This window comes from Flavobacteriaceae bacterium (assembly GCA_014075215.1).
Lineage (GTDB): Bacteria > Bacteroidota > Bacteroidia > Flavobacteriales > Flavobacteriaceae > Polaribacter.
Map to the genome: position 1 here is coordinate 1185516 of CP046177.1, position 20135 is coordinate 1205650.

The 20135-nt window shown below is 33.1% G+C and carries 20 protein-coding genes and 1 pseudogene; 13 read left to right on the plus strand and 8 right to left on the minus strand.

Annotated elements, in window-relative coordinates; all coding sequences use genetic code 11:
- Positions 1-124 precede the first annotated feature (124 nt).
- The 7 genes from GKR88_06065 to GKR88_06095 form a co-directional block, all read right to left on the minus strand.
- Positions 125-1603: an oligosaccharide flippase family protein gene (locus tag GKR88_06065; GenBank protein ID QMU63902.1), complete on the minus strand. Its 1479-nt coding sequence runs from the start codon at positions 1601-1603 to the stop codon at positions 125-127.
- Positions 1604-2692, minus strand: coding sequence for a UDP-N-acetylglucosamine 2-epimerase (non-hydrolyzing) (locus tag GKR88_06070; GenBank protein QMU63903.1), 1089 nt, complete (start codon positions 2690-2692; stop codon positions 1604-1606). It lies immediately after the preceding gene.
- A gap of 89 nt (positions 2693-2781) precedes the next feature.
- On the minus strand, positions 2782-4065 hold the full coding sequence (locus GKR88_06075) for a glycosyltransferase (protein ID QMU63904.1): 1284 nt from the start codon (positions 4063-4065) through the stop codon (positions 2782-2784).
- Positions 4062-5252: a glycosyltransferase gene (locus GKR88_06080; GenBank protein ID QMU63905.1), complete on the minus strand. Its 1191-nt coding sequence runs from the start codon at positions 5250-5252 to the stop codon at positions 4062-4064. Before GKR88_06080 ends, GKR88_06075 begins: the two co-directional genes overlap by 4 nt.
- Positions 5253-5258: 6 nt before the next feature.
- Positions 5259-5780 (minus strand): methyltransferase, encoded by a 522-nt coding sequence (locus GKR88_06085; GenBank protein ID QMU63906.1) that lies wholly within the window; start codon positions 5778-5780, stop codon positions 5259-5261.
- Between the two features lie 73 nt (positions 5781-5853).
- Positions 5854-8277: a YfhO family protein gene (locus tag GKR88_06090; GenBank protein QMU63907.1), complete on the minus strand. Its 2424-nt coding sequence runs from the start codon at positions 8275-8277 to the stop codon at positions 5854-5856.
- Positions 8274-8543, minus strand: a complete 270-nt coding sequence (locus GKR88_06095) for a DUF4834 family protein (protein QMU66652.1) — start codon at positions 8541-8543, stop codon at positions 8274-8276. Before GKR88_06095 ends, GKR88_06090 begins: the two co-directional genes overlap by 4 nt.
- A 175-nt stretch (positions 8544-8718) precedes the next feature.
- On the opposite strand from GKR88_06095, the gene GKR88_06100 reads away from it, so the two are divergent.
- From GKR88_06100 to GKR88_06155, 12 genes and pseudogenes are all read left to right on the plus strand, one after another.
- Positions 8719-9714 carry a transporter gene (locus GKR88_06100; protein ID QMU66653.1) on the plus strand — a complete coding sequence of 332 codons (996 nt, stop codon included), beginning with the start codon at positions 8719-8721 and terminating at the stop codon, positions 9712-9714.
- 152 nt (positions 9715-9866) lie between these two features.
- Entirely contained in the window at positions 9867-10985 is a 1119-nt protein-coding gene (locus tag GKR88_06105; GenBank protein QMU63908.1) for a GTP cyclohydrolase, read from the plus strand.
- Positions 10986-11362: 377 nt separating this feature from the next.
- Positions 11363-12958 (plus strand): peptidoglycan DD-metalloendopeptidase family protein, encoded by a 1596-nt coding sequence (locus GKR88_06110; GenBank protein QMU63909.1) that lies wholly within the window; start codon positions 11363-11365, stop codon positions 12956-12958.
- A gap of 12 nt (positions 12959-12970) precedes the next feature.
- A complete protein-coding gene (locus GKR88_06115) occupies positions 12971-13489 on the plus strand; it encodes a hypothetical protein (GenBank protein ID QMU63910.1) in 519 nt (172 codons plus the stop codon).
- 7 nt (positions 13490-13496) lie between these two features.
- A complete protein-coding gene (locus GKR88_06120) occupies positions 13497-13922 on the plus strand; it encodes a hypothetical protein (GenBank protein QMU63911.1) in 426 nt (141 codons plus the stop codon).
- A 27-nt stretch (positions 13923-13949) separates the two neighbouring features.
- Complete coding sequence (locus GKR88_06125) at positions 13950-14321, plus strand: transposase (protein QMU63912.1); 372 nt, start codon at positions 13950-13952, stop codon at positions 14319-14321.
- Positions 14321-14500, plus strand: a complete 180-nt coding sequence (locus tag GKR88_06130) for a hypothetical protein (protein ID QMU63913.1) — start codon at positions 14321-14323, stop codon at positions 14498-14500. Before GKR88_06125 ends, GKR88_06130 begins: the two co-directional genes overlap by 1 nt.
- Positions 14501-14515: 15 nt before the next feature.
- A complete protein-coding gene (locus tag GKR88_06135; protein QMU63914.1) occupies positions 14516-15178 on the plus strand; it encodes an IS3 family transposase in 663 nt (220 codons plus the stop codon).
- A 124-nt stretch (positions 15179-15302) separates the two neighbouring features.
- Positions 15303-16058 carry a hypothetical protein gene (locus tag GKR88_06140; GenBank protein ID QMU63915.1) on the plus strand — a complete coding sequence of 252 codons (756 nt, stop codon included), beginning with the start codon at positions 15303-15305 and terminating at the stop codon, positions 16056-16058.
- Between the two features lie 10 nt (positions 16059-16068).
- A complete protein-coding gene (locus tag GKR88_06145; GenBank protein ID QMU63916.1) occupies positions 16069-16221 on the plus strand; it encodes a hypothetical protein in 153 nt (50 codons plus the stop codon).
- A gap of 174 nt (positions 16222-16395) precedes the next feature.
- A pseudogene (locus tag GKR88_06150) lies at positions 16396-17104 on the plus strand (16S rRNA (uracil(1498)-N(3))-methyltransferase).
- Between the two features lie 34 nt (positions 17105-17138).
- Positions 17139-17804: a DUF4159 domain-containing protein gene (locus GKR88_06155; protein QMU63917.1), complete on the plus strand. Its 666-nt coding sequence runs from the start codon at positions 17139-17141 to the stop codon at positions 17802-17804.
- A gap of 357 nt (positions 17805-18161) precedes the next feature.
- Here GKR88_06155 and GKR88_06160 read toward each other — a convergent pair whose 3' ends face one another.
- A complete protein-coding gene (locus tag GKR88_06160; protein QMU63918.1) occupies positions 18162-18494 on the minus strand; it encodes a hypothetical protein in 333 nt (110 codons plus the stop codon).
- Between the two features lie 301 nt (positions 18495-18795).
- Between GKR88_06160 and GKR88_06165 the strand changes: the two genes are divergently transcribed.
- Positions 18796-20106, plus strand: a complete 1311-nt coding sequence (locus GKR88_06165) for a DUF819 family protein (GenBank protein ID QMU63919.1) — start codon at positions 18796-18798, stop codon at positions 20104-20106.
- Positions 20107-20135 lie beyond the last annotated feature (29 nt).

The window sequence follows — 20135 nt, forward strand, 5'->3', positions numbered from 1 at the left end:
AGATGCAGTATTCATTTTCACCCGCTTCATACATATTATGCATGTATTGTATACGTTGGTTTTTTATGCTTTAAAAAACCAAGAGTTCTCGGAATTGGGCTTGTTTTTCACTTAGTTACAGATGCTATTGATTGTTTTTTGTAAATGAGTTGAACCTAAACAGTTTTCTTAAAAACACATTCATATCATTCGATATTTTCAATTGCACTACTAAAATCAAATAAATACCGGTAATTAACATTCCTTTTAACAGCATATTAAGTATAGGATGAAAACCAAAATTTATAAAATAAAAAATAAGGTATAAGATAGCAATGATGAAAATTAAAATCATTGTTTTAGAAGTAAAGGGAGTCATCCGAAACTTATGATACACATACCACATTTTAAGCGTATTAAAAAAAGTAATGACTATTAACGTGGACAATGCTGCTCCATAGATACCCATCTCGTCAATGAGCCATGCATTCAAAAAATAGACAGAAAGCGCCATGGCAATTCCGTATGGGAGCAAAATCTTATAATATTTGGAGTTTGAAACAATAGCTCCGTTATTTCCTAAAAACATACTGTATAACTTTGCCAAAGAGATTACCAGTACGATTAAAATTCCACCGGAATATTTTTCGGGAAGAATTTTATATAACTCAATTACGTTTGCATTGATCAATAAAAAAATAAATCCACATACCAATATCAAATTTATAGAGCTTCTTTTGTACAAATTTGCTACTTCCGGCATATTATTTTCATTCAACGCTTTGGCTGTCAATGGTTGTAAAATATGTGACATGGCCCTACCCGGAGCTTCTATTACCGAACCAATGTACACTGCTACACTGTAATATGCCGTATATTCAATGGCTTTTTTAGCGGGAATCATTACCTTATCAATATCCAGTAATATGGCTCCTGCACTTCCTGCCAGGATAATGTATATCGAATAGCTAATAAGTTCTTTATAATTATCCGGAAATGAAAAACTAAATTTCGGTCTGTACAGCTTAAAGGCATACAGCATCATAATAAACATTCTCAAAAAATAAGCAGCCGTTAAACAATAGATAAATGCTACTTGATTTATCACTTTATAAAATACTAAGAATAATAGTATCATGACGGCAATTCTATTATAAAGCTCTTTTAAAACGTTTCCGAAGACTGATTTTAGTTGAACTTTAGACCAGGAATAAAAAATCTCAAAATAAGCAGTTGTAACAGCCACCAGATATATGATAAACGTATAGTCTCTTATGATGGCATTCTTTTTTGATAAATACGTTGCAATTTCATTATAAAAAAGGTTTCCAAAAAAAGCAATAGGAGTGGCTATAAACAAGGGTACAAACAGTGCAGTACTTAAAAATCGGTCTCGTTGAATTTTTGAAGTATAACTGCTATAAAACTTAACAATGGTATACTGTACTCCAAAAGCTGTCAGTGGCATTAATAAATTTGCCATAGATAGTAAATAGGTAACCAGTCCATAGTATTCCTCCTTTAAGAAACGAGTATATAAAAAAAGTGCATTTATCCCTCCAAAAAAGAAAGCAGCATAAATAATGATTGTATTCCTTGATGATTGTTTTAAAACAATTCCCATCTAATTTTGTAATAAACGAATAATTGATTTATACATCTTTTCTCCAACATTATTATTACCATATAACGGCATTTCAAAATTTGATTTTTTAGTTAAGAAATATTGATAAGCTGCCGTTATCTCTTGCGAATCACATCCGGTAACTCTTGCAATATTACAGGTAATCAATTCTACCCACTCTGTTTCATCGCGTATAACAATGCAATGCTTTTTATTAAAAAATGCTTCTTTTTGCAAACCTCCGCTATCTGTAATTACCATAATACAGTTTTTTAATAACTCCAGCATAGAAAAATATCCTACCGGTTCTATCAGCGTAATGGTTGGTTTTATATCAAACTTCATCAGCATTTTTTTGGTTCCGGGGTGTAGTGGTAAAATTACTTGTCTATTTTGATGTATTTTTTCCAAACCGGAAAAAATAGCTTGTAACCTCTTCCGGTTCTCCGTATTCTCCTGCCTGTGAATGGTTGCCAATACAAACGCTGAATGTTGTAATTTTAAATCTTCCAAAATAGATGATCTTTCTTTTGAAAACTTACTATAAAATGCAACAGCATCTTTCATAATATCTCCCGCTTTCTCAATAATTACGGGAAAATGATCAAACCCTTCTTTTTTCAGGTTTTGTAAGGCAATATCCGTAGGGCAAAGAAGCATATCGGAAATCCTGTCCGTAAGAATCCTGTTAATTTCTTCAGGTATTTTCATATTAAAAGACCTCAATCCCGCTTCTATATGGATCACCTTTATCCCTATTTTTTTAGCAGCTAAAGCCCCGGCTAAGGTAGAGTTTGTATCTCCATATACAATGACTGCCAAAGGCTGCTCTTTTAGAAGAATAGCTTCTATTTCTTCGAGCATTTTACCTGTCATAGCCCCATGATTCATTCTGTTGATATGTAAGTTATAGACAGGTTTGGGAATTTGCATTTCATCAAAAAAAACCGAACTCATATTGTTATCAAAGTGCTGACCCGTATGCACAATAACTTCTTCTATTTCCCGATATTTCCTTATCAGTCTACTTAAAACAGCAGCTTTTACAAATTGAGGTCTCGCTCCCAGAATGGTAACTACCTTCTTCATTTTTCGAGTACAAATTGATTTATAGTATGTTAGATTTTATGTTATTTCTCCGGTATTTAAAAAACGTTGAATAAAAAACTTTCCAATTTTCAACTTTTCAACTTTCCAACTATATTTATAACTTCAGCTAATTTTCTTGTCAAATTTTTTCTATGATATTTTTGTATATCTGTACTTTTTATCACTAGTTTTTTCATTTTAAAATCACGATAATAGTGGAGGATGGTTGTTTTGAGTTTTTGCTTGTCATCAAAATCTACCATAGTACCTGATCCTGTTTCATTAATAATGCTTGCGGCATCTCCGTCTTTGGGGCCAATGGCTAATATAGGGCGATTTGCTTGTAAATACTCAAATATCTTTCCTGTTATGATTCCTTTTGCACCGGGCACCTTATTGATTACCAACAATAATAATTGCGATTTTTGCTGATATAACTGTATCTCACCATGATTCAAATAATCAATAATACGTACATTATTATCATTAAAAATAGCAATATCTTCTATTACTTCCGGTGCTATTTTGCCTATTAGTTGTATGCGAAGCTCTTTTTTAAAGTCAGGGTTTTCATCACTTATTTCTTTTAAGGCAGTCCATAGTATTTTGGGATTTCTATCGGTATTCATCATCCCGATATGAGTAATGCTAAAAGTGGAATCAGTATCACTTGTTCTACATAGGTTTTCAGTATCAAATCCGTTTGTAATTACGTGAATATTTTTTGTAAACTTCCGAAAGCGTTCCTTCATAGTTGCACCCACAACAATCACTGCATCCGATGTAGCGAGTACTTCTTTCTCCAGTTCATAATGGCGTTTTTTTGATTTTTTTGTCAGTGGTAGTTGATGAAAATAGTCTATTTCTGTCCATGGATCTCTAAAATCCGATATCCATTTAATTCCTAATTTGGCTTTAAGCTCCATAGCTATTAAATGTATGCTGTGTGGTGGGCCGGTACTAATGATAAGGTCAATTTTGGTAGTACGGATGTATTTTATCAGGTATTTTACAGATGGTTTGACCCAGTATTTTCTGGCATCCGGGATAAAATAATTGGCACGAACGTATTGTAAAAACCTGCCGAAAACGCTTGGGTTCGGATGTAAAAAACCACTGCTTTGCTTCTTGTTTTTTTTTCCGAAAAAAGAAAAAATAGTATTGGGTTCAAAAATAGGTTGCCGTATTACTTCCACTCCCTTGGGTACCTGATTAAAGAGGCTTTTATCTTCAATAGCATATCGTGGGTTTTCTACGGTATACACAACAGGTTCTATGTCGAAATCACGTAAGTATTTTACAAACTTTAACCAACGTTGTACGCCCGATCCTCCGGATGGTGGCCAGTAATATGTAATAATGAGTACTTTCATCCGGATAAAGTATCATATAAATTAAGGAGTTCTTTTGAGGTGTGTTCCCAGGAAAATTCATTTTTTACAAATTCCGATCCATTTTTTCCTAATTGCTCTCTCAATTCCGGTTGAGTGTAAAGTTCTAATACTTTAGTAGCAAAATCTACCACATCTTTTTCTTTATGAATCAACCCTGCTTTAATTCTGTTAATGAGCTTTTTCTGCGCAATAGCATCACTAACCAAAAGAGGTTTTGAAAAGCTCATATACTGAAACAACTTATTGGCATATGCAACATCGTGTTGTATATTTCTATGTAATGGAGAAATACAAAGATCACTAGCCATTATATATGACGGAAACAAAGAAAGGTTTTGCCATCCTTCGAAATCTACAAATGCTGTTACTTTTGCATCTTTTACTTGCTGTTTTAAAATGGCATCCGTCGTATTTTTCCCAACAATGACCAATTTAATAGTTGGGATTTCTTTTGCTATTATTTCTAACGCGCTAATAGCTGTTTGTAAACCTCTTCTTAAATGAGTATCTCCCAAATACAATAAGGTAAAATAATCTTTATATCTGTTAATGATAGTGTCATTTAATTTTGCATTTTTATAAAAAGATGCAGCAACCGTATTTGGAGCTACTATTATTTTTTGAGCAGCTATTTTGGTTCTTTCAATTACCTCATCTGCAAACTCTTGAGAAACCGTAACTATTTTAGTTGACTTAGCTATAAATGCTTCTTCTTTTCTTTTCCATTTTTTCGGAGATATGATATATTTCCCCGGAAACTTCTGTAAATGAGGATACAATTTCATAATTTCAGGCATGTTGTCATGTAGATCCAGAACTGTAGGAAGGTTATATTGGTTGTTTGCTAAAAATACGGCCTCAGCTATTCGAATATCGTGAATGTGGAGTGCATTAACTTTATTTTTATAAATAAAATCTGAAATTTTCCTTTTCATCAACCACGAATATAAAGGAATTGTATATGCCAAAGCAGATAATTTGTATTCCAGTTTGTTGGAATGATATCTTTTGATTTTTATTCCTCTAATTTCTTCTTCGAATAACTGGTTTCCATAGTTTAAACAAAATAAAAATACTTCATGCCCTTTTTTGATTAGCTCAACTGCTTCATTTTCCACTCTGGGATCAGTAGGAAAATCGGAATCCAAAATCATTCCTATTCTCAAAATAATTTATTTTTTGCGTTCTGCATATACCGCATAATATCTCGGCATAAATGTTCTCAATAGGGGTCTAATCCCCAATTTCTTTACAGGACTGGTCCATTTTTCGGTTTGTATCATTTTCCACCCGGTTTTTTCCAATAGCCAATTAAACTGCCAGTCTTCAAATTCGTGATAATGCCTGTCCCACATATCTGTTTTACTCCTGTAAGCTTTGGCAAACCAGAGGTTTAGCGGAATGGTGGCAATGAGTTTTGCAGATGGCAATTCTTTTAATACGTTATAGGGTGCCACCAGGTGTTCCAGGATTTCAAAAGCAGTTACGGCATCTGCTTTGTATTTTTTTACTGTTTCCGGTAGTACATCCAAATCTTCTCCATTCGTATTCAAAACGGTATAACCGTGATCTTCCATGATTTTGCAAAACGGGTTCCTCGTACCCAAATCCAGTACAGTAGCAGGAGGGGGTACTACTCTTAGTAAAAAATCAATCGTATGTTGGTATCTTTTTTTTGGGTAGTAATTATCCATATTTATTGATTTTATACGGTTTAAAGGTTAAAGATTCCAAGTTAGTTCACTCAATTCTTTTGAAATAAAACTATCATTTATATTTCTTTTTCACTAAAAACCACCCAATAGGTAGTAAAAACAGCAGTACATAAGAAGTTAATGTAATTGTATTCCCTTTGGCAATTACAGTCGGTTCAAATTTGAACTCGATGATATGATTTCCGGCAGGGATGGGCATTCCTCTCAACACATAATTTACCCTATAGTGGGGAACCTGTTTTCCATTTATATAGGCATTCCAGCCAGCTTTGTAGTAGATTTCCGAAAAAACCGCAAACTGTTCAACGGTAGTTTTAGATTCGTATTTCAGATGGATAAGATCATAAGAAGTTAATGTAATGGTAGCAGTAGTATCTTTTTCTCTGGTCAAATTAAATTTTACTTTATACCCTTTTTTATTAATAACTGCTTCTTGTTTTGTTTGCAAACTATCCAATGCCTTGATCTCTTCATTTGCAGAATCCACTGTTTTTAAAGCATTTACAAACCAAGCATTTCCATTAGCATCCGGATTTATCTGTACCTCTTCTTTATCTTCATTATTGAAAATAAAGTACTTTACATTTAGCATATTAAATATTTCCACATTATTATTAGCTATTTGAAAATCAAATAATTCCTGATAACGTCCCAATTTGGCGGCATGATAGCCTCCAATAGACTTATGAAAATACGATGTTCTTCCATCTTGTAAAGGGTTTACGGTAAAATTAGCCACTCTGTAATGACTCTTATCTTTTAAAATTTGCTGGTCGCCAACAGAAGCTATAAAAGGTTTTTCAATCTTTTCAGCAGGCTTAAAATCGTCCTGATTAACATATCTTTTCGCTACGGATATCAAGTCGAAAAGAATAAAGGCTCCCAAACCTATCATCACTTTTGTTTGATTCAACTTCTTTTTTAATAATGCCCAGAGCAATCCAAATGAAGCTATAATTAAAATCGCAGATTTCAAACTGTCCCATAATACCAAGTATTGTCTGTCTGCTTTTAAGGCATCTACCAATCCGTCAACTTTATATTGCTTTTCAATATTCGTATAATAAGCATCATTCGGGCCTTCAAAAGTGGTAAACGAATAAGCATAAAACAAAGCAAAAAGTAGTATCCCGATAACCACATACAGTGCTTTTTTAAGTGCTTTTGTTTTTTCTTCCTGAGGTATTTTATTTGAAAAAAATGCTTTTAAAGCCAATATTCCCAGCAGTGGAACACACAATTCGGCAATAATCTGTATAGAGGAGACGGCTCTAAACTTATTATATAGCGGTACATAATCTATAAAGAAATCGGTCAGGAACTCTAAATTTTTTCCCCAGCTCATCAACAGTGAAAATATAGTTGCTGCTACCAGCCAGTATTTATACTTCCCCTTTACCAGGAAGGTTCCTAAAAAAAATAAAAAGAAAACAACAGCTCCTATGTATGCCGGTGCTTCTACAATAGGTTGATGACCCCAATATACGTATGCGTTTTCAGTAAATATATCCGCATTTTTCTTTCCAAATACCGATTCGACTTTTTTATATAAATTAGAGTTCTTTCCAAGTTTTTCAACTGTACCTCCACCCATATAACGAGCAATTAGTAAATTAAACGTTTCCGCTTTTCCATAGCTATACTCGGTAATATAATTTTTGTCCAATCCGGTCCGGGCAATTTTGCTGGTTCCGTCCGGATTAATAGTCAACTCTGATTTCCCTCTCGTACTGTAATCCGTATACTGCTTCATAGAAAGCAACCTGGTCGAATTTACTCCCAATCCTAATAGCATAGCAATCATAATTAGTGCTACCTGCTTTAAAAATGACTTCGTTTCTTTTTTCTTAATAGCATCTACTAATTCTACAATTCCTAGAATAAGGATCATAAAAACCATATAATAAGTCATCTGAGGATGATTTGCATATACCTCCAATGCCGTAGCTATTCCGGTAACCATAAATCCTGTTAAATATTTTCGTCTAAAAAGCCAAATGACTCCTGCCAAGACCATCGGTATGTATCCGATAGCATGTGCTTTTGCATTATGACCGGCTCCAAAAATGATAATTAAGTAGGTAGAAAAACCGAAAACCAAAGCTCCTAATATGGAAAGTTTCCAATGTGTGTTTAACGCTGTCAGCAATAAAAAAAAGCTTAGAAAATAAAGAAACAGATAATCTGCCGGTCTTGGTAAAAAACGTATTATCTTATCTATATACCTTATAAAATCATTAGGATAATAAGCACTTAATTGAAATGCCGGCATTCCGCTGAACGCACTTCCTGTCCAGTAGGGTTCTATTCCTTTATCGGCCCTAAAATCCTGAATCTCTTTTGCCATTCCGGTAAACTGAGTAATGTCTGATTGAGAAATTTTATCGCCTTTTAAAACCGGATAAAAATATATCAAAGAGATCGCAACAAATAATACAAATGCAATAAGATATGGTGTTTCTTTTTTTAAATTCATTCGTCTAGTTCTTCAAAATCTATATATTCACCAACCGATGAATTGCTTTCTTTTTGTGTATTCGGTTTTTTATCAATAACCGTTTCTCCTTCTTTGACTTTTGTTGTATACTGATAAGGCTGTTCTTGTGACTTCCTTTGTATATTGTGCGCAACTTTTTTTAGTACTATGGGAGCCAGAATTCTCATCAAAAATTTTAAGATGTAATAACCCAATACCAAGATCAGTATAGTTCTTATAAATCCGATTAATTCTGCCTGTTGCATTTGTTTTTCTAAATTTAAATTCAAAAATAACAATTTGGCTATAATTGTAACGTTAAATAGTTTACAAAAACCTTAGCGTGTGTAAAAATATAGATATCGGATTTGACAAATCGTTATTTTCAGCTATGTTTGTAAAACACATAAAGTTATTTTTTCGTTGAAATTATTTTTATCTATCACAAAGTTTACTGCCTTCTTACTCCTTTTAAATGGTAGTTTTATTGCCTCTTTGCAGGCTCAATATACAGAAGTTATCAACTCTAATCGTCCCGGGTTTTCCGAGAGTCCATATAGTGTTGGTACCGGGATTTATCAATTTGAAACCAATCTTTTTTTTAGAAATACCTCTGCAGAATCCACCTTTTCGAGGCCTCAATCTTTAGGGATTAATTTTGCTTTTCGATCTGGTTTTTTTCTCGAACGTTTGGAACTTAATCTAAATGCCGGTTATCAAAGAGATAAAATTATCTCTAATACTCCCTCTTCACATTATTTTGGATCGGGTTTAAGTGAATTTACGGTTGGAGCCAAGTATTTGGTCTATCAACAAGAATATGAAGATAAAAGTAAAGAAATCAGGAGTTGGAGAAGAAGAAATGCCTTTGATTGGAAAAGAGTTATTCCGTCTGTTGCTGTTTATGCAGGTGTAAATACCGATTTTTTAGGAGACATTTATAAAACAGGAAAACTTTCTTATAAAGCAGGCATCTTATTACAAAATGATTTTTCCGAAAGATTCAATTTAATAACCAATGTATTTTACGACAAAATTGGAACCGATCTTCCCGAACTCTCTTATATTGTAACAGCTACCATAAGCCTCAATGACAGATGGTCTACATTTCTTGAAAATCAGGGAGCCAGAACAAAACTTCTATCAAGAGGAAATATAGGTAGCGGTTTGGCCTACTTGTACAGCAGGAATTTACAATTTAACAGTTCTCTACGATTTGTTACAGAAGGCAAAGCTGTGGGATTCTATGGTTCTTTTGGAATTTCTTATCGATTAGATAAGCACAAAGATAAACTGATTTCCGGTGGTAATCCGGAACTCATACTTGGTAAGCAAACCCGATATGCTTCCAAAGGTTTCTTCGGTAGAGTTTTTAGTAAAATAACAGGTATATTCAGAAAGAAAAACAGGGTTCCAAAGGTTAACACAAATAACTAGACTACAGGTGAAACAGGTAAAGCCAGGAAAAAGCCTAAAAGGGTTCGTAAAAAAGCAACAAAAATAAAACGTCCAAAGAAAAAGAAGAAAAAAAATAAAGACGATGATAAAGAAGAAGGTGTATAACTCATATTAATCATTTATTTTTTAATATGATAACGCTAAAAGAATGTCATACAAAAAGAGAAATGAAACAATTTGTTACTTTTCCTTTTTCCATATATAAAAATAATCACTATTGGGTACCTCCTATAATTAAAGCCGAACTGGAAACTTTTGATAAAAAAGCGAACCCTGTTTTTAATGATGCTGATGCCCGATTTTTTATTGCTAAAAGAGGACAAAAAATAGTAGGTAGGATTGTTGCTATCATCAATTGGTTTGAAGTTGAAAAGCAACAAATAAAAAAAATGCGTTTCGGATGGTTTGATGTGATAGATGATATCGAAGTAACAAAAGTTTTGATTGATAAGGTAAAGGAAATAGGTAAAGAAAATAAACTAACCTATATCGAAGGACCTATCGGGTTTAACAATCTTGATAAGACAGGTGTTTTAATTGAGGGGTTTGATCATATCGGAACGATGATCACCTGGTATAACCACCCTTATTATAAAGAACATCTGGAACAACTAGGATTTGTAAAGGAAAAAGAATATCTGGAAAATAAGTTTATATTTAAGAAATCTTATGTTGAATATTACGGTAGAATCAGTAGTTTAATCAAACGTAGGTTTCAACTAACTCCTTTAAATTTTACAAAAACAAAAGACATTATACCCTATGTAGGTGAAATGTTTGAATTATTTAATAAAACTTATTCAAAGCTTTCTACATTTATTCCTATTTCCGATGCACAAATTGCATTTTTTAAAAAAAAATATATTCATTTTATTAATCCGGAGTATATAAAATTTGTACTGGATGAGCATAAAAAAATAATTGCTTTTGCTATTGTAATGCCTTCTTTTTCAAAAGCATTGCAAAAAGCAAAAGGCAGGTTATTTCCATTTGGTATCTTTCATTTGTTATATGCAAAAAAGCATGCAAAAGATGTTATCTTTTATTTGATTGGAATAGATCCCAGCTATCAAAACAAAGGAGTAAATGCCATTATTTTTGAAGAGTTTGCTAAAGTATTTATAAAAAAAGGGATTGAAAATTGTATCAGAACACCGGAATTAGAAGATAATACAGCTATTAAGGCCATTTGGAAAATTTTTCATCCTGTAACACACAAAAGAAGAAGAACGTATCGTATCGATATATGAGATTAATTGAGGGGCTGTTGTTATAATTTTCCGCCTTTGAAATAAATCTCCTCATATATTTGGATATTAAGAATTATTTTTATAGGTTTGACTTGATAAACGAAATAAAAGGGCTATGGCTTAAAAAAATTGAAAGCAGTTAAATTTTAATAACCCCCATACCTTTTCAGACGTCTTGTTTTGTTGTACGATTTTTAACACCGCCTTTTTTTGAATAAAACAAAAAGGCATAAACCGGGCAGTACATAAATATTTATTGTTCCGGTATGAAACAGAGGCATACTAAGAAATGTCTGTAAAAAAATATCCGGTAGTTGTGGTTTATATGAAACACAGCAAAACCGGTGCGTATTAACTAATTTAAACAATTTTAAATCATGAAAATGAAAAAAACTTCATGTATCAAAATCGGGGTATTCGTCTTTAGTCTATCTTTGTTCTTATGGAACTGTATCCGAGAAGACTTTATGAATCCTCAAAACACCGTTACCTCTAACAAGCTCAAGTATTCCTTAACGAAAATAACTTACCGGGAACTACTTGCAGACAAGGAAATAAAACCCTCTTTACCTCTGATTGAAAGACGATTTTCTAAGCACTCGCTACAAAGCATCTACAGCAGAAGTGCTACTGAGGTTGCAGCAGGCCTCACCATTTTTACCGATGAGATTAACAGAATTGTCATAGACGATGTCATTACCTGGACATTTCAGACAGAAAGCCCTGTTTTGGAAACTTCTGATTTTGAAAACTTTTTGGTAAAAAAACACAATGGTGTGTTTACCTATTTTTTGGTTTCCTATGAGTTCACTGACCTTACCGATTCCGAAACATTGTATGAAAAAGCCACTTCGTATGTGATTTCCGAAGAATACCTAAGCCTGGAAGGCCTCAACCTGTCTTCCAGAGATGCTTTTGATTGGGTTTTTCCGAATGACGGTGGTGGTACGGGTAGCGGTCCTTGTGACGGTATTTTGGTATATGACCGGTGTAATTTGGGAGGCAATGCGGACGGACACTGGCCGGTTTTGCAAAACGATGGGTTTACCTATTGTAGCGGTAGTCCGCTGTTATATATAGATTTTTCACATTGTGAGAACTACGGTGTTCCGGACAGTCCTGTGGGAGGCCCGTTGGGAGGAGATGATGGCTCCGGAGGAGATCAGCTTATTGGAGGCGGTAGCGGAGGAGGAAGCTCCGGTGGTGATGGAGATACAACGCTTACGGCTCCTGTTGAGTTGGCAGACCCCAGATGTCCTGAGGGAAGTGGAAAGGTGATGATAAATGAAGTATGCGTATGTCCTCCCGACACCAACAAAGTAGAAGATGCGGACGGAAATTGTGTATGCCCGGAAGGCAAGATAGAAACCTATCAGGGAGTATGTGTGGATATACCTTGTGAAGGGGACCCGGTTCCTAATCCTGAAATTGCACCGCAATATGGGCCTTCGGGTACTCAAGGGGCTATGTTTGGAAATGCTTCTAGTGGAGGGTGTAAAAGATATGGAGGAAACCATTGTACTACCCTTAGAAACAAAAAACACGATGGTTTAGATATTAAAAACGCCATAGGAAATCCTGTACATGTGATGTATGATGGTTTTATTTATTCTACCGGATATAGTGATGATTTAGGATACTATATAACAATACAAAGTACCGTAAATGGCAATACGATTTTAATTACTTATGCTCATATGCAGAAGGATAATAGAATTACTCATACTTCCGGTACACCATTAGTATATGTAAAAGCAGGAGATATTATGGGATATCAAGGAGATACAGGAAATATTAAAGGAGCTATCGCCAGAGATGATGTTGATCCTCATGTACATATAGAGGTAAGAAAACACGATGGAAGTGATTCATGGAACTATAAAAATAACTTCAATGTTGTAGACCCAAGAGCTTATCTTTCTACCGTTATTGATAACCAAGGGATATCGCAACCAAATACTAACTGTAATTAAAAAACACAAAAAATGAAAAACACACTATTTATAATAGCTATTATTTTTACAAACATAGCTCAATGCCAATCAAATATTATCTCCGAAACAGAATACAACAATATCAAAATCAATAATATTACACTGGCCGATATTAAAGCAACAGAAGGGGATGAAACACAAATCAGGGATTTAATACCTGCTATTATTGAGGAAAAAGATATCAATACCGGAGAAAGGGGCCCTTCAAATTATTGGTTTAAATATAACGGGTTTGAAATTGCATTTACTGATAATGCAGGGAAACCTAATCATCCGGGAATATCGTCTTTTACAATAACTAAAAACAATTGGTCAATTACTATTCAAAATAAAACAGTAACCATTGGAGATAATATTAATATTTTAGGGAATGTGTTTTTTAATGATGATAGAAATGGAGATAAGAGCATTATATATAGATATTGTAATGGCTGTAATAACTTTATTTTTATAGAGTTTAACCAAAATACTAATAAAATTACCAAAATTGGCTATATAGAAATTCCCTAATTTTTAAATGAAAAATATATTATTCATTTTAACGCTAATACTAACAAGTAGTTTAGTAAGATGTCAAGTAACGTCAAATATTATATCTAAAACGGAATTTTATAATATTAAAATAAATAACATCACATTAGATGATATTCAGGCTACTGAAGGAAATCAAATAGAACTTATAAACCTAATACCTGCAACTATTCAAGAAAGTAATATAGATCCGAACGGAGAGTTTTGTTACTATACTTATGATGGGTTTGAGATTGGCTTTTCAGGAAATTTAGGTACAGAACACCTTATTTTAGGAGGGTTTGAAATTACCAAAAATAATTGGAATATAACTATACAAGGAGTTACCGTAACTATTGGAGATAATATAAGTGTTTTAGGCAATGTTATATTTAATACACAAACAAATGGGAGTAGAAGTGACCCGTCCTGAAATATGTATACAAAAAACAACAAGTATATGTATAAAAATGATGGATATGTAAGACGTTATAGTGAGAGTTTTAAACTCAAAGTATTAGCAGAACTTACCAAAGGAAACCATTCCAAAAGACAAATTGCCTTAACTTACGGCATACAATCTAGTACGATAAACGTATGGATTAAAAAATATGACCGTAAAGATTTAATGAACACCCGTGTAACCGTGCAAACAGACGACGAATTATCCCGTATTAAAGCCCTTCAAAAAGAGCTAAAACAACTCAAAGATCTTCTTATTAAAAAGGATCTAGATAAACTTGTGAATGATAGTTATCTTGAAGTAGCTGCTGAAAATCTTGGCTATAAAAATGTTGAAGAATTAAAAAAAAACTTAAACATAAAGCCTTAATGAAAATAGCACCGATTAATAGAAAAAAAAGAAGGTACGCCATCGCTACTATTTGTAATGCTTTCGAGTTAAAAAGAGATGCTTATTACAAATATCAAAAAAGGTTTGTTCTTAAAAAACAAATAGAACAAAATGTAATAATGCTTGTTAAAAAAAGCAGGAAAACATTACCCAGATAAGGTACTAGAAAGCTAATGAAATCCTTACATAATGATTTTAGGAAACAGAATATAAATATAGGTAGAGACCAGTTATTTAGAATCTTAAAAGAAAATAATTTGTTAATTAGAAGGAAAAAATATTCTTCTAAAACAACCAACTCTTACCATCGTTTTTATAAATATAAAAATATCATAAAAGACCTGATCATTAATAGACCTAACCAAGTTTGGGCTTCGGATATTACCTATATAAGAACTATAAATGGATTTTGTTATTTAGCACTTATTACTGATATGTATTCAAGAAAAATAGTAGGCTATGATATTAGTGATAGTTTAGAACTTAAAGGCTGTGTTAGAGCTTTAAATAAAGCTATTTATCAAACTAAAAATACCGAAGAAATCATACATCATTCTGATAGAGGAATACAATATTGTAGCAATGTTTATACTCAAATTTTGAAAAGAAAAAAGATACAAATCAGTATGACCCAAGAAAATCATTGCTACGAAAACGCAATGGCCGAAAGAGTTAACGGAATTTTAAAAGATGAATTCTTCCTCGACCAAACATTTACAAATATCAATCACGCCAAAAAAGCAACAAAAAATGCAATCAAATTATATAATAATAAAAGATTACATTTATCTTTAGATTATAAAACACCTAATTACGTGCACAAAAATGTAGCATAAATTTTAATAATTAACTGTAGCCCTATTTTAGGACGAGACAAAGTATTGTCTATCAATATTGTGATGGATGCAACAATTTTATATCTATATATATTAATGCATCTAATGAAATAACAAAAATCATATATATAGAACAAACATAAATACGAAACTACTGGCCGATTTTAAAAAAGTATTTACGGATACGGATGAAGATATTTTAGAAGAAATAGCAGATGCTATTAACAAACACGGAAAAGACTATGGTATTGACACTGATGAAAAACTACAACACTTTCTGGCACAGGTTGCTCATGAAGCCACAAACCCCATAAACGGAATAGCATTTGATACGTTTGAAGAAAATCTGAATTTCAGGTGGGCCAAGTTAGGAACTCAGGATTATTGGGAGAAATACTTTAATACTATTGCCAGTCCTACGACAGATTCCACAAAAGCAAACCCTAATGATTATAAGCGAGATTCTACATCTGTATATGTAAACAAACAAAAATTTGCAAATAGGGTGTATAATGATACTTACAGAAGCGCAAAAACTAAATTAGGAAACGTAAATACCGGAGATGGTTATAAATTTAGAGGGCGCGGTATTTTTCAGCTAACAGGAAGATATAACTACCAACAGTTTACTACATACTACCAAAACAGGTATAGCAGCACACTGGATTTTACTACCAATCCGGACTTGGTTGTTTCTGATAAAGAAATTGCCGTAATTAGTGCTTTATGGTTCTTCAAAAATAAGGTAATGGGCAAAGTTTCTATAAATAATAATACATCGGTAAAAAAAGTTACTTACTATATTAATTCGAAACGTAAAGGATTACCGCATAGAAAAAGCTTATTCAATAAAACAAAAGATTCGATACAATGTAACTAAAATCAAAATCATGAAAACAAAAAAACAAATTTTAAAAATAACGGCAATAGGAGTGCTTTTTATTAGTACTGCAGGGTTTTTATTTTTTCAACAATCTACTTTAGTACAGGAAGAAAAACAACTAATTATAGGTACTTGGGTTATAGATAAATTAAACCCATAATATATCTTTGCTTAGTACTTGATACATAGGGTTGTGTTTTTATGTTTAGCAACACAAATATCCACAACCCTTATTTTTTCTCAAAAAAGTCAAGGTGACTTCTATAATATTATAAATAAAATCTATTAATCATTATAAAAACTTTTATAACTTTTCAAACTTTCAAACCACATAATGCAGCTATTTTACAATTCTGAGATTACAAAAAACACCTCTCCATTTACTTTCGATAAAATTGAAAGCAGGCATATCATAAAAGTTTTGCGAAAAAAAGAAGGAGACATGATCTATCTTACGAATGGTAAGGGAATGTTATTTACCTGTAAAATTACGGATGCTAATGATAAAAAATGTACGGCTTCCATTATAAAATTCGAGGAAAAGCAAGGTTCCAGAGATTATTATTTACATATAGCTATTGCACCTACAAAAAATCTTAGCAGAATGGAGTGGTTTTTAGAAAAAGCAACGGAAATTGGTATTGATGAGATCACCCCAATTATTTGTGATCATTCCGAGAGACAAATGATAAAGCCGGAACGTTTTCATAAAATTATACAATCAGCTATGAAGCAGTCATTACAATTCAGATTGCCAAAGCTAAATGATACCATTACTTTTTCTACACTTATAAAAAAAGGTACCCATAAAAAAATGTTGTATTACCCATTGCCAAAAAGGAGAGAAAAAAAAGCTACAAAACAGTATTTTGCCAAAAGAAGATGTTGTGATACTGATTGGGCCGGAAGGCGATTTTTCTAACTCGGAAATAACTATTGCTATAGAAAAAGGGTGCATTCCGGTTACCTTAGGTAAAAACAGGCTCAGAACAGAAACAGCAGGTATGGTAGCAGTACAAAGCATGGCTTTTATCAATCAATAAAATAAGAATTCTTATTTTGCATAAAATAAACCCAATGAATTTTAGTAAAACGTTTATTTTAATACATGTCGCTTTAGCTGTATTTCTTCTCTTAAATGTGAAAACAACAGCACAAGAGGTAGCCATTTTAAAGTATAGCGGAGGTGGCGACTGGTATGCAAACCCTACTGCAGTGCCTAACCTTATTAAGTTCTCTAATATGTATTGTGATACACAAATTAACGAAAACCCAAAAACAGTAGCCGTTGGTGATATCGATATATTTAATTATCCTGTCCTCTTTATGACCGGTCACGGAAATGTGTATTTCTCTGAAAATGATGCTAAAAATTTGCGTTCTTATCTGATCGCCGGCGGATTTTTACACATTTCTGACAATTACGGATTGGATCCGTTTATTCGCCGTGAATTAAAAAAGGTATTTCCTACTTTAGAACTACAAGAAATTCCAACAAATCATCCCATATACCATCAACCCTATATTTTTGAAAACGGGCTACCCAAAATTCATGAACATGATAAAAAAATAGCACAGGGGTTTGGTCTTTTTTATGAAGGCAGATTGGTTTGTTTTTATGATTATGAATCCGATCTAAGCGATGGTTGGGAAGATGCATCCGTGCATAATAACCCAAAAGAGGTACGCGAAAAAGCACTAAAAATGGGCGCAAATATCATCGTATATGCTTTTAAAAATTAATGCCAAAATTATACCAAAAAGAATTGCCACTAAGAAAAAAGGTGTTTTTTGAATGATCCGTTTTTTTGAGAATATCGGTTTTTTACAGAGATAATCTACTAAAAGCAAAACTCCTGCAAAAGGAATAACCTGCACTTTACAAAAACAACCGATAAAGAAAAAAATAAAACTTAAAAAATAATAATTCTTGTTTTCCGATTGTACGAATTTCAGATAGCTAAACAATGCTACCAGAAAGAAAAACGAAAATAGTAAAGTACTTGTAGCTGACACCCATGCAACCGCTTCAACAGCCAGCGGATGCAGTGCAAAAAATAATGAGAGAAAAACAGCAATTTTTTAGCAAATTGAAAAAGTTTAAATGAGTTCAATTTCATACCCGATAAAATAAACCAAAAGGAGGTTTATCAAATGCAGTAAAAAGCTAAACATATGGAAAGGCATTGCGAATGTAACTCCAAAAATACTGGCAATAGCCATATACCAGATACCTGTTAAAGGAGTATACATACTCACCATATCAGTAGTAAATAATACTTTTATATTCTCAAAATGAAGATGTTGAATAACAGGATTTTCGTAAACTTGTAAATGATCACCAAGATGTACAAAATCATTGCTTAAACTATCAAAATAGATAGCTGTCGAAATGCTGATAAGCAGTAAAATAGAACCAATATGCTTTCTCATATAGGTTTTTTTACACAAAACTACCTTTTGCTAAGATAAATAATAATACAAAAAATAATAAAGTGATTTTTTGCTTTCTGCTTCAACATAAAAAGAAATCATGACAAAGAACTCATCTTGACTTTTTCTATTCCCTAAAAAATGACTGAAATTCACCTATATTTCTTTACTTTTCTTACCTGTAGCGCTGCTATAGCTCTCAAAAAGCGCCTTATCTAGTTCATTTTCGGTTAAAAACAAAAAGTCAAGACGAGTTCAAAGACTATGTTTTAATTTTATATTTTAGCAAAAATCAAACAAAATGGAACAACCTTTATTTACAAATGATGCCATTGTATTTGGCGTTTTAATGCTCTCTCTTGGATTTGTATTTTTTACCGAATCAAGGACATCGGGATTCTGGTTCAAATTTTATAAAATAGTCCCGGGAATATTCATGGCATACTTTATCCCTGCAATTTTTACCACTCTTGGTATCATTGCTCCGGAATGGGAAACGGTTGACATTACCGGTAAAGTAATAAAAGAAAAATCTCAATTGTATTATGTTTCGAGTAGATTTTTACTCCCTGCAGCATTGGTTTTAATGACCTTGAGTATTGATTTAAAAACTGTTTTTAATTTGGGATCCAAAGCATTGATTATGTTTTTTACAGGTACCATAGGAATCATTATCGGAGGGCCAATAGCTATTTTATTAGTAGCCTTAGTTGCTCCCGAAACAGTAGGTGGCGAAGGTTTTGATGCAGTATGGCGGGGACTTTCCACAGTAGCGGGTAGTTGGATTGGTGGTGGAGCCAACCAAACCGCAATGCTGGAGATATATCAATACAATCCTGCCAAATACGGAGGAATGGTATTTGTTGATATTGTAATTGCCAATATATGGATGGCTATCTTGTTAATAGGTATCGGTAAAAAAGATAAAATCAATAAATGGTTAAAAGCAGATACTTCTGCCATTGAAGAATTGAAAGAGAAAGTTACTACATTTATGGAGAAAGTAAAAAGAAATCCTACATTAACTGACCTAATCATTATACTTGCTCTTGCTTTTGGAGCAGTTGGTTTTGGCCACTTTGCCGCAAAGTACTTAAGTACCTTTTTTAATACGATGATCAGTACTATTGATTCCGGCATTATTAAAAATATGTTTACTTTCTTAACATCTCAATTCTTTTGGCTTGTCAGTATTTCAACCGCCATAGCAATTCTATTATCTTTTACAAAAGCAAAAAATTATGAAGGTGCCGGTGCTAGCAAACTTGGCAGTATATTCATCTATATTCTGGTTGCCTCCATTGGAATGAAAATGGATTTAAGTTTGATCTTCGATAATTGGAGTCTTATTTTTATAGGCATTATCTGGATGACTATTCATACCGGATTATTAATTATAGTTGCCAAACTAATCAGAGCACCTTACTTCTTTTTAGCCATAGGCAGTCAGGCTAATGTGGGAGGTGCCGCCTCCGCTCCGGTAGTAGCATCTGCATTTCACCCGTCATTGGCAACCGTAGGTGTACTGTTGGCTGTATTTGGTTATGCAATAGGTACTATTGCTGCCATTGGCTGTACCATACTATTAGAATTAGCAGCATCTGTTGTTTAAATAAAATTCAGCATATTTGTCGCTCTAAT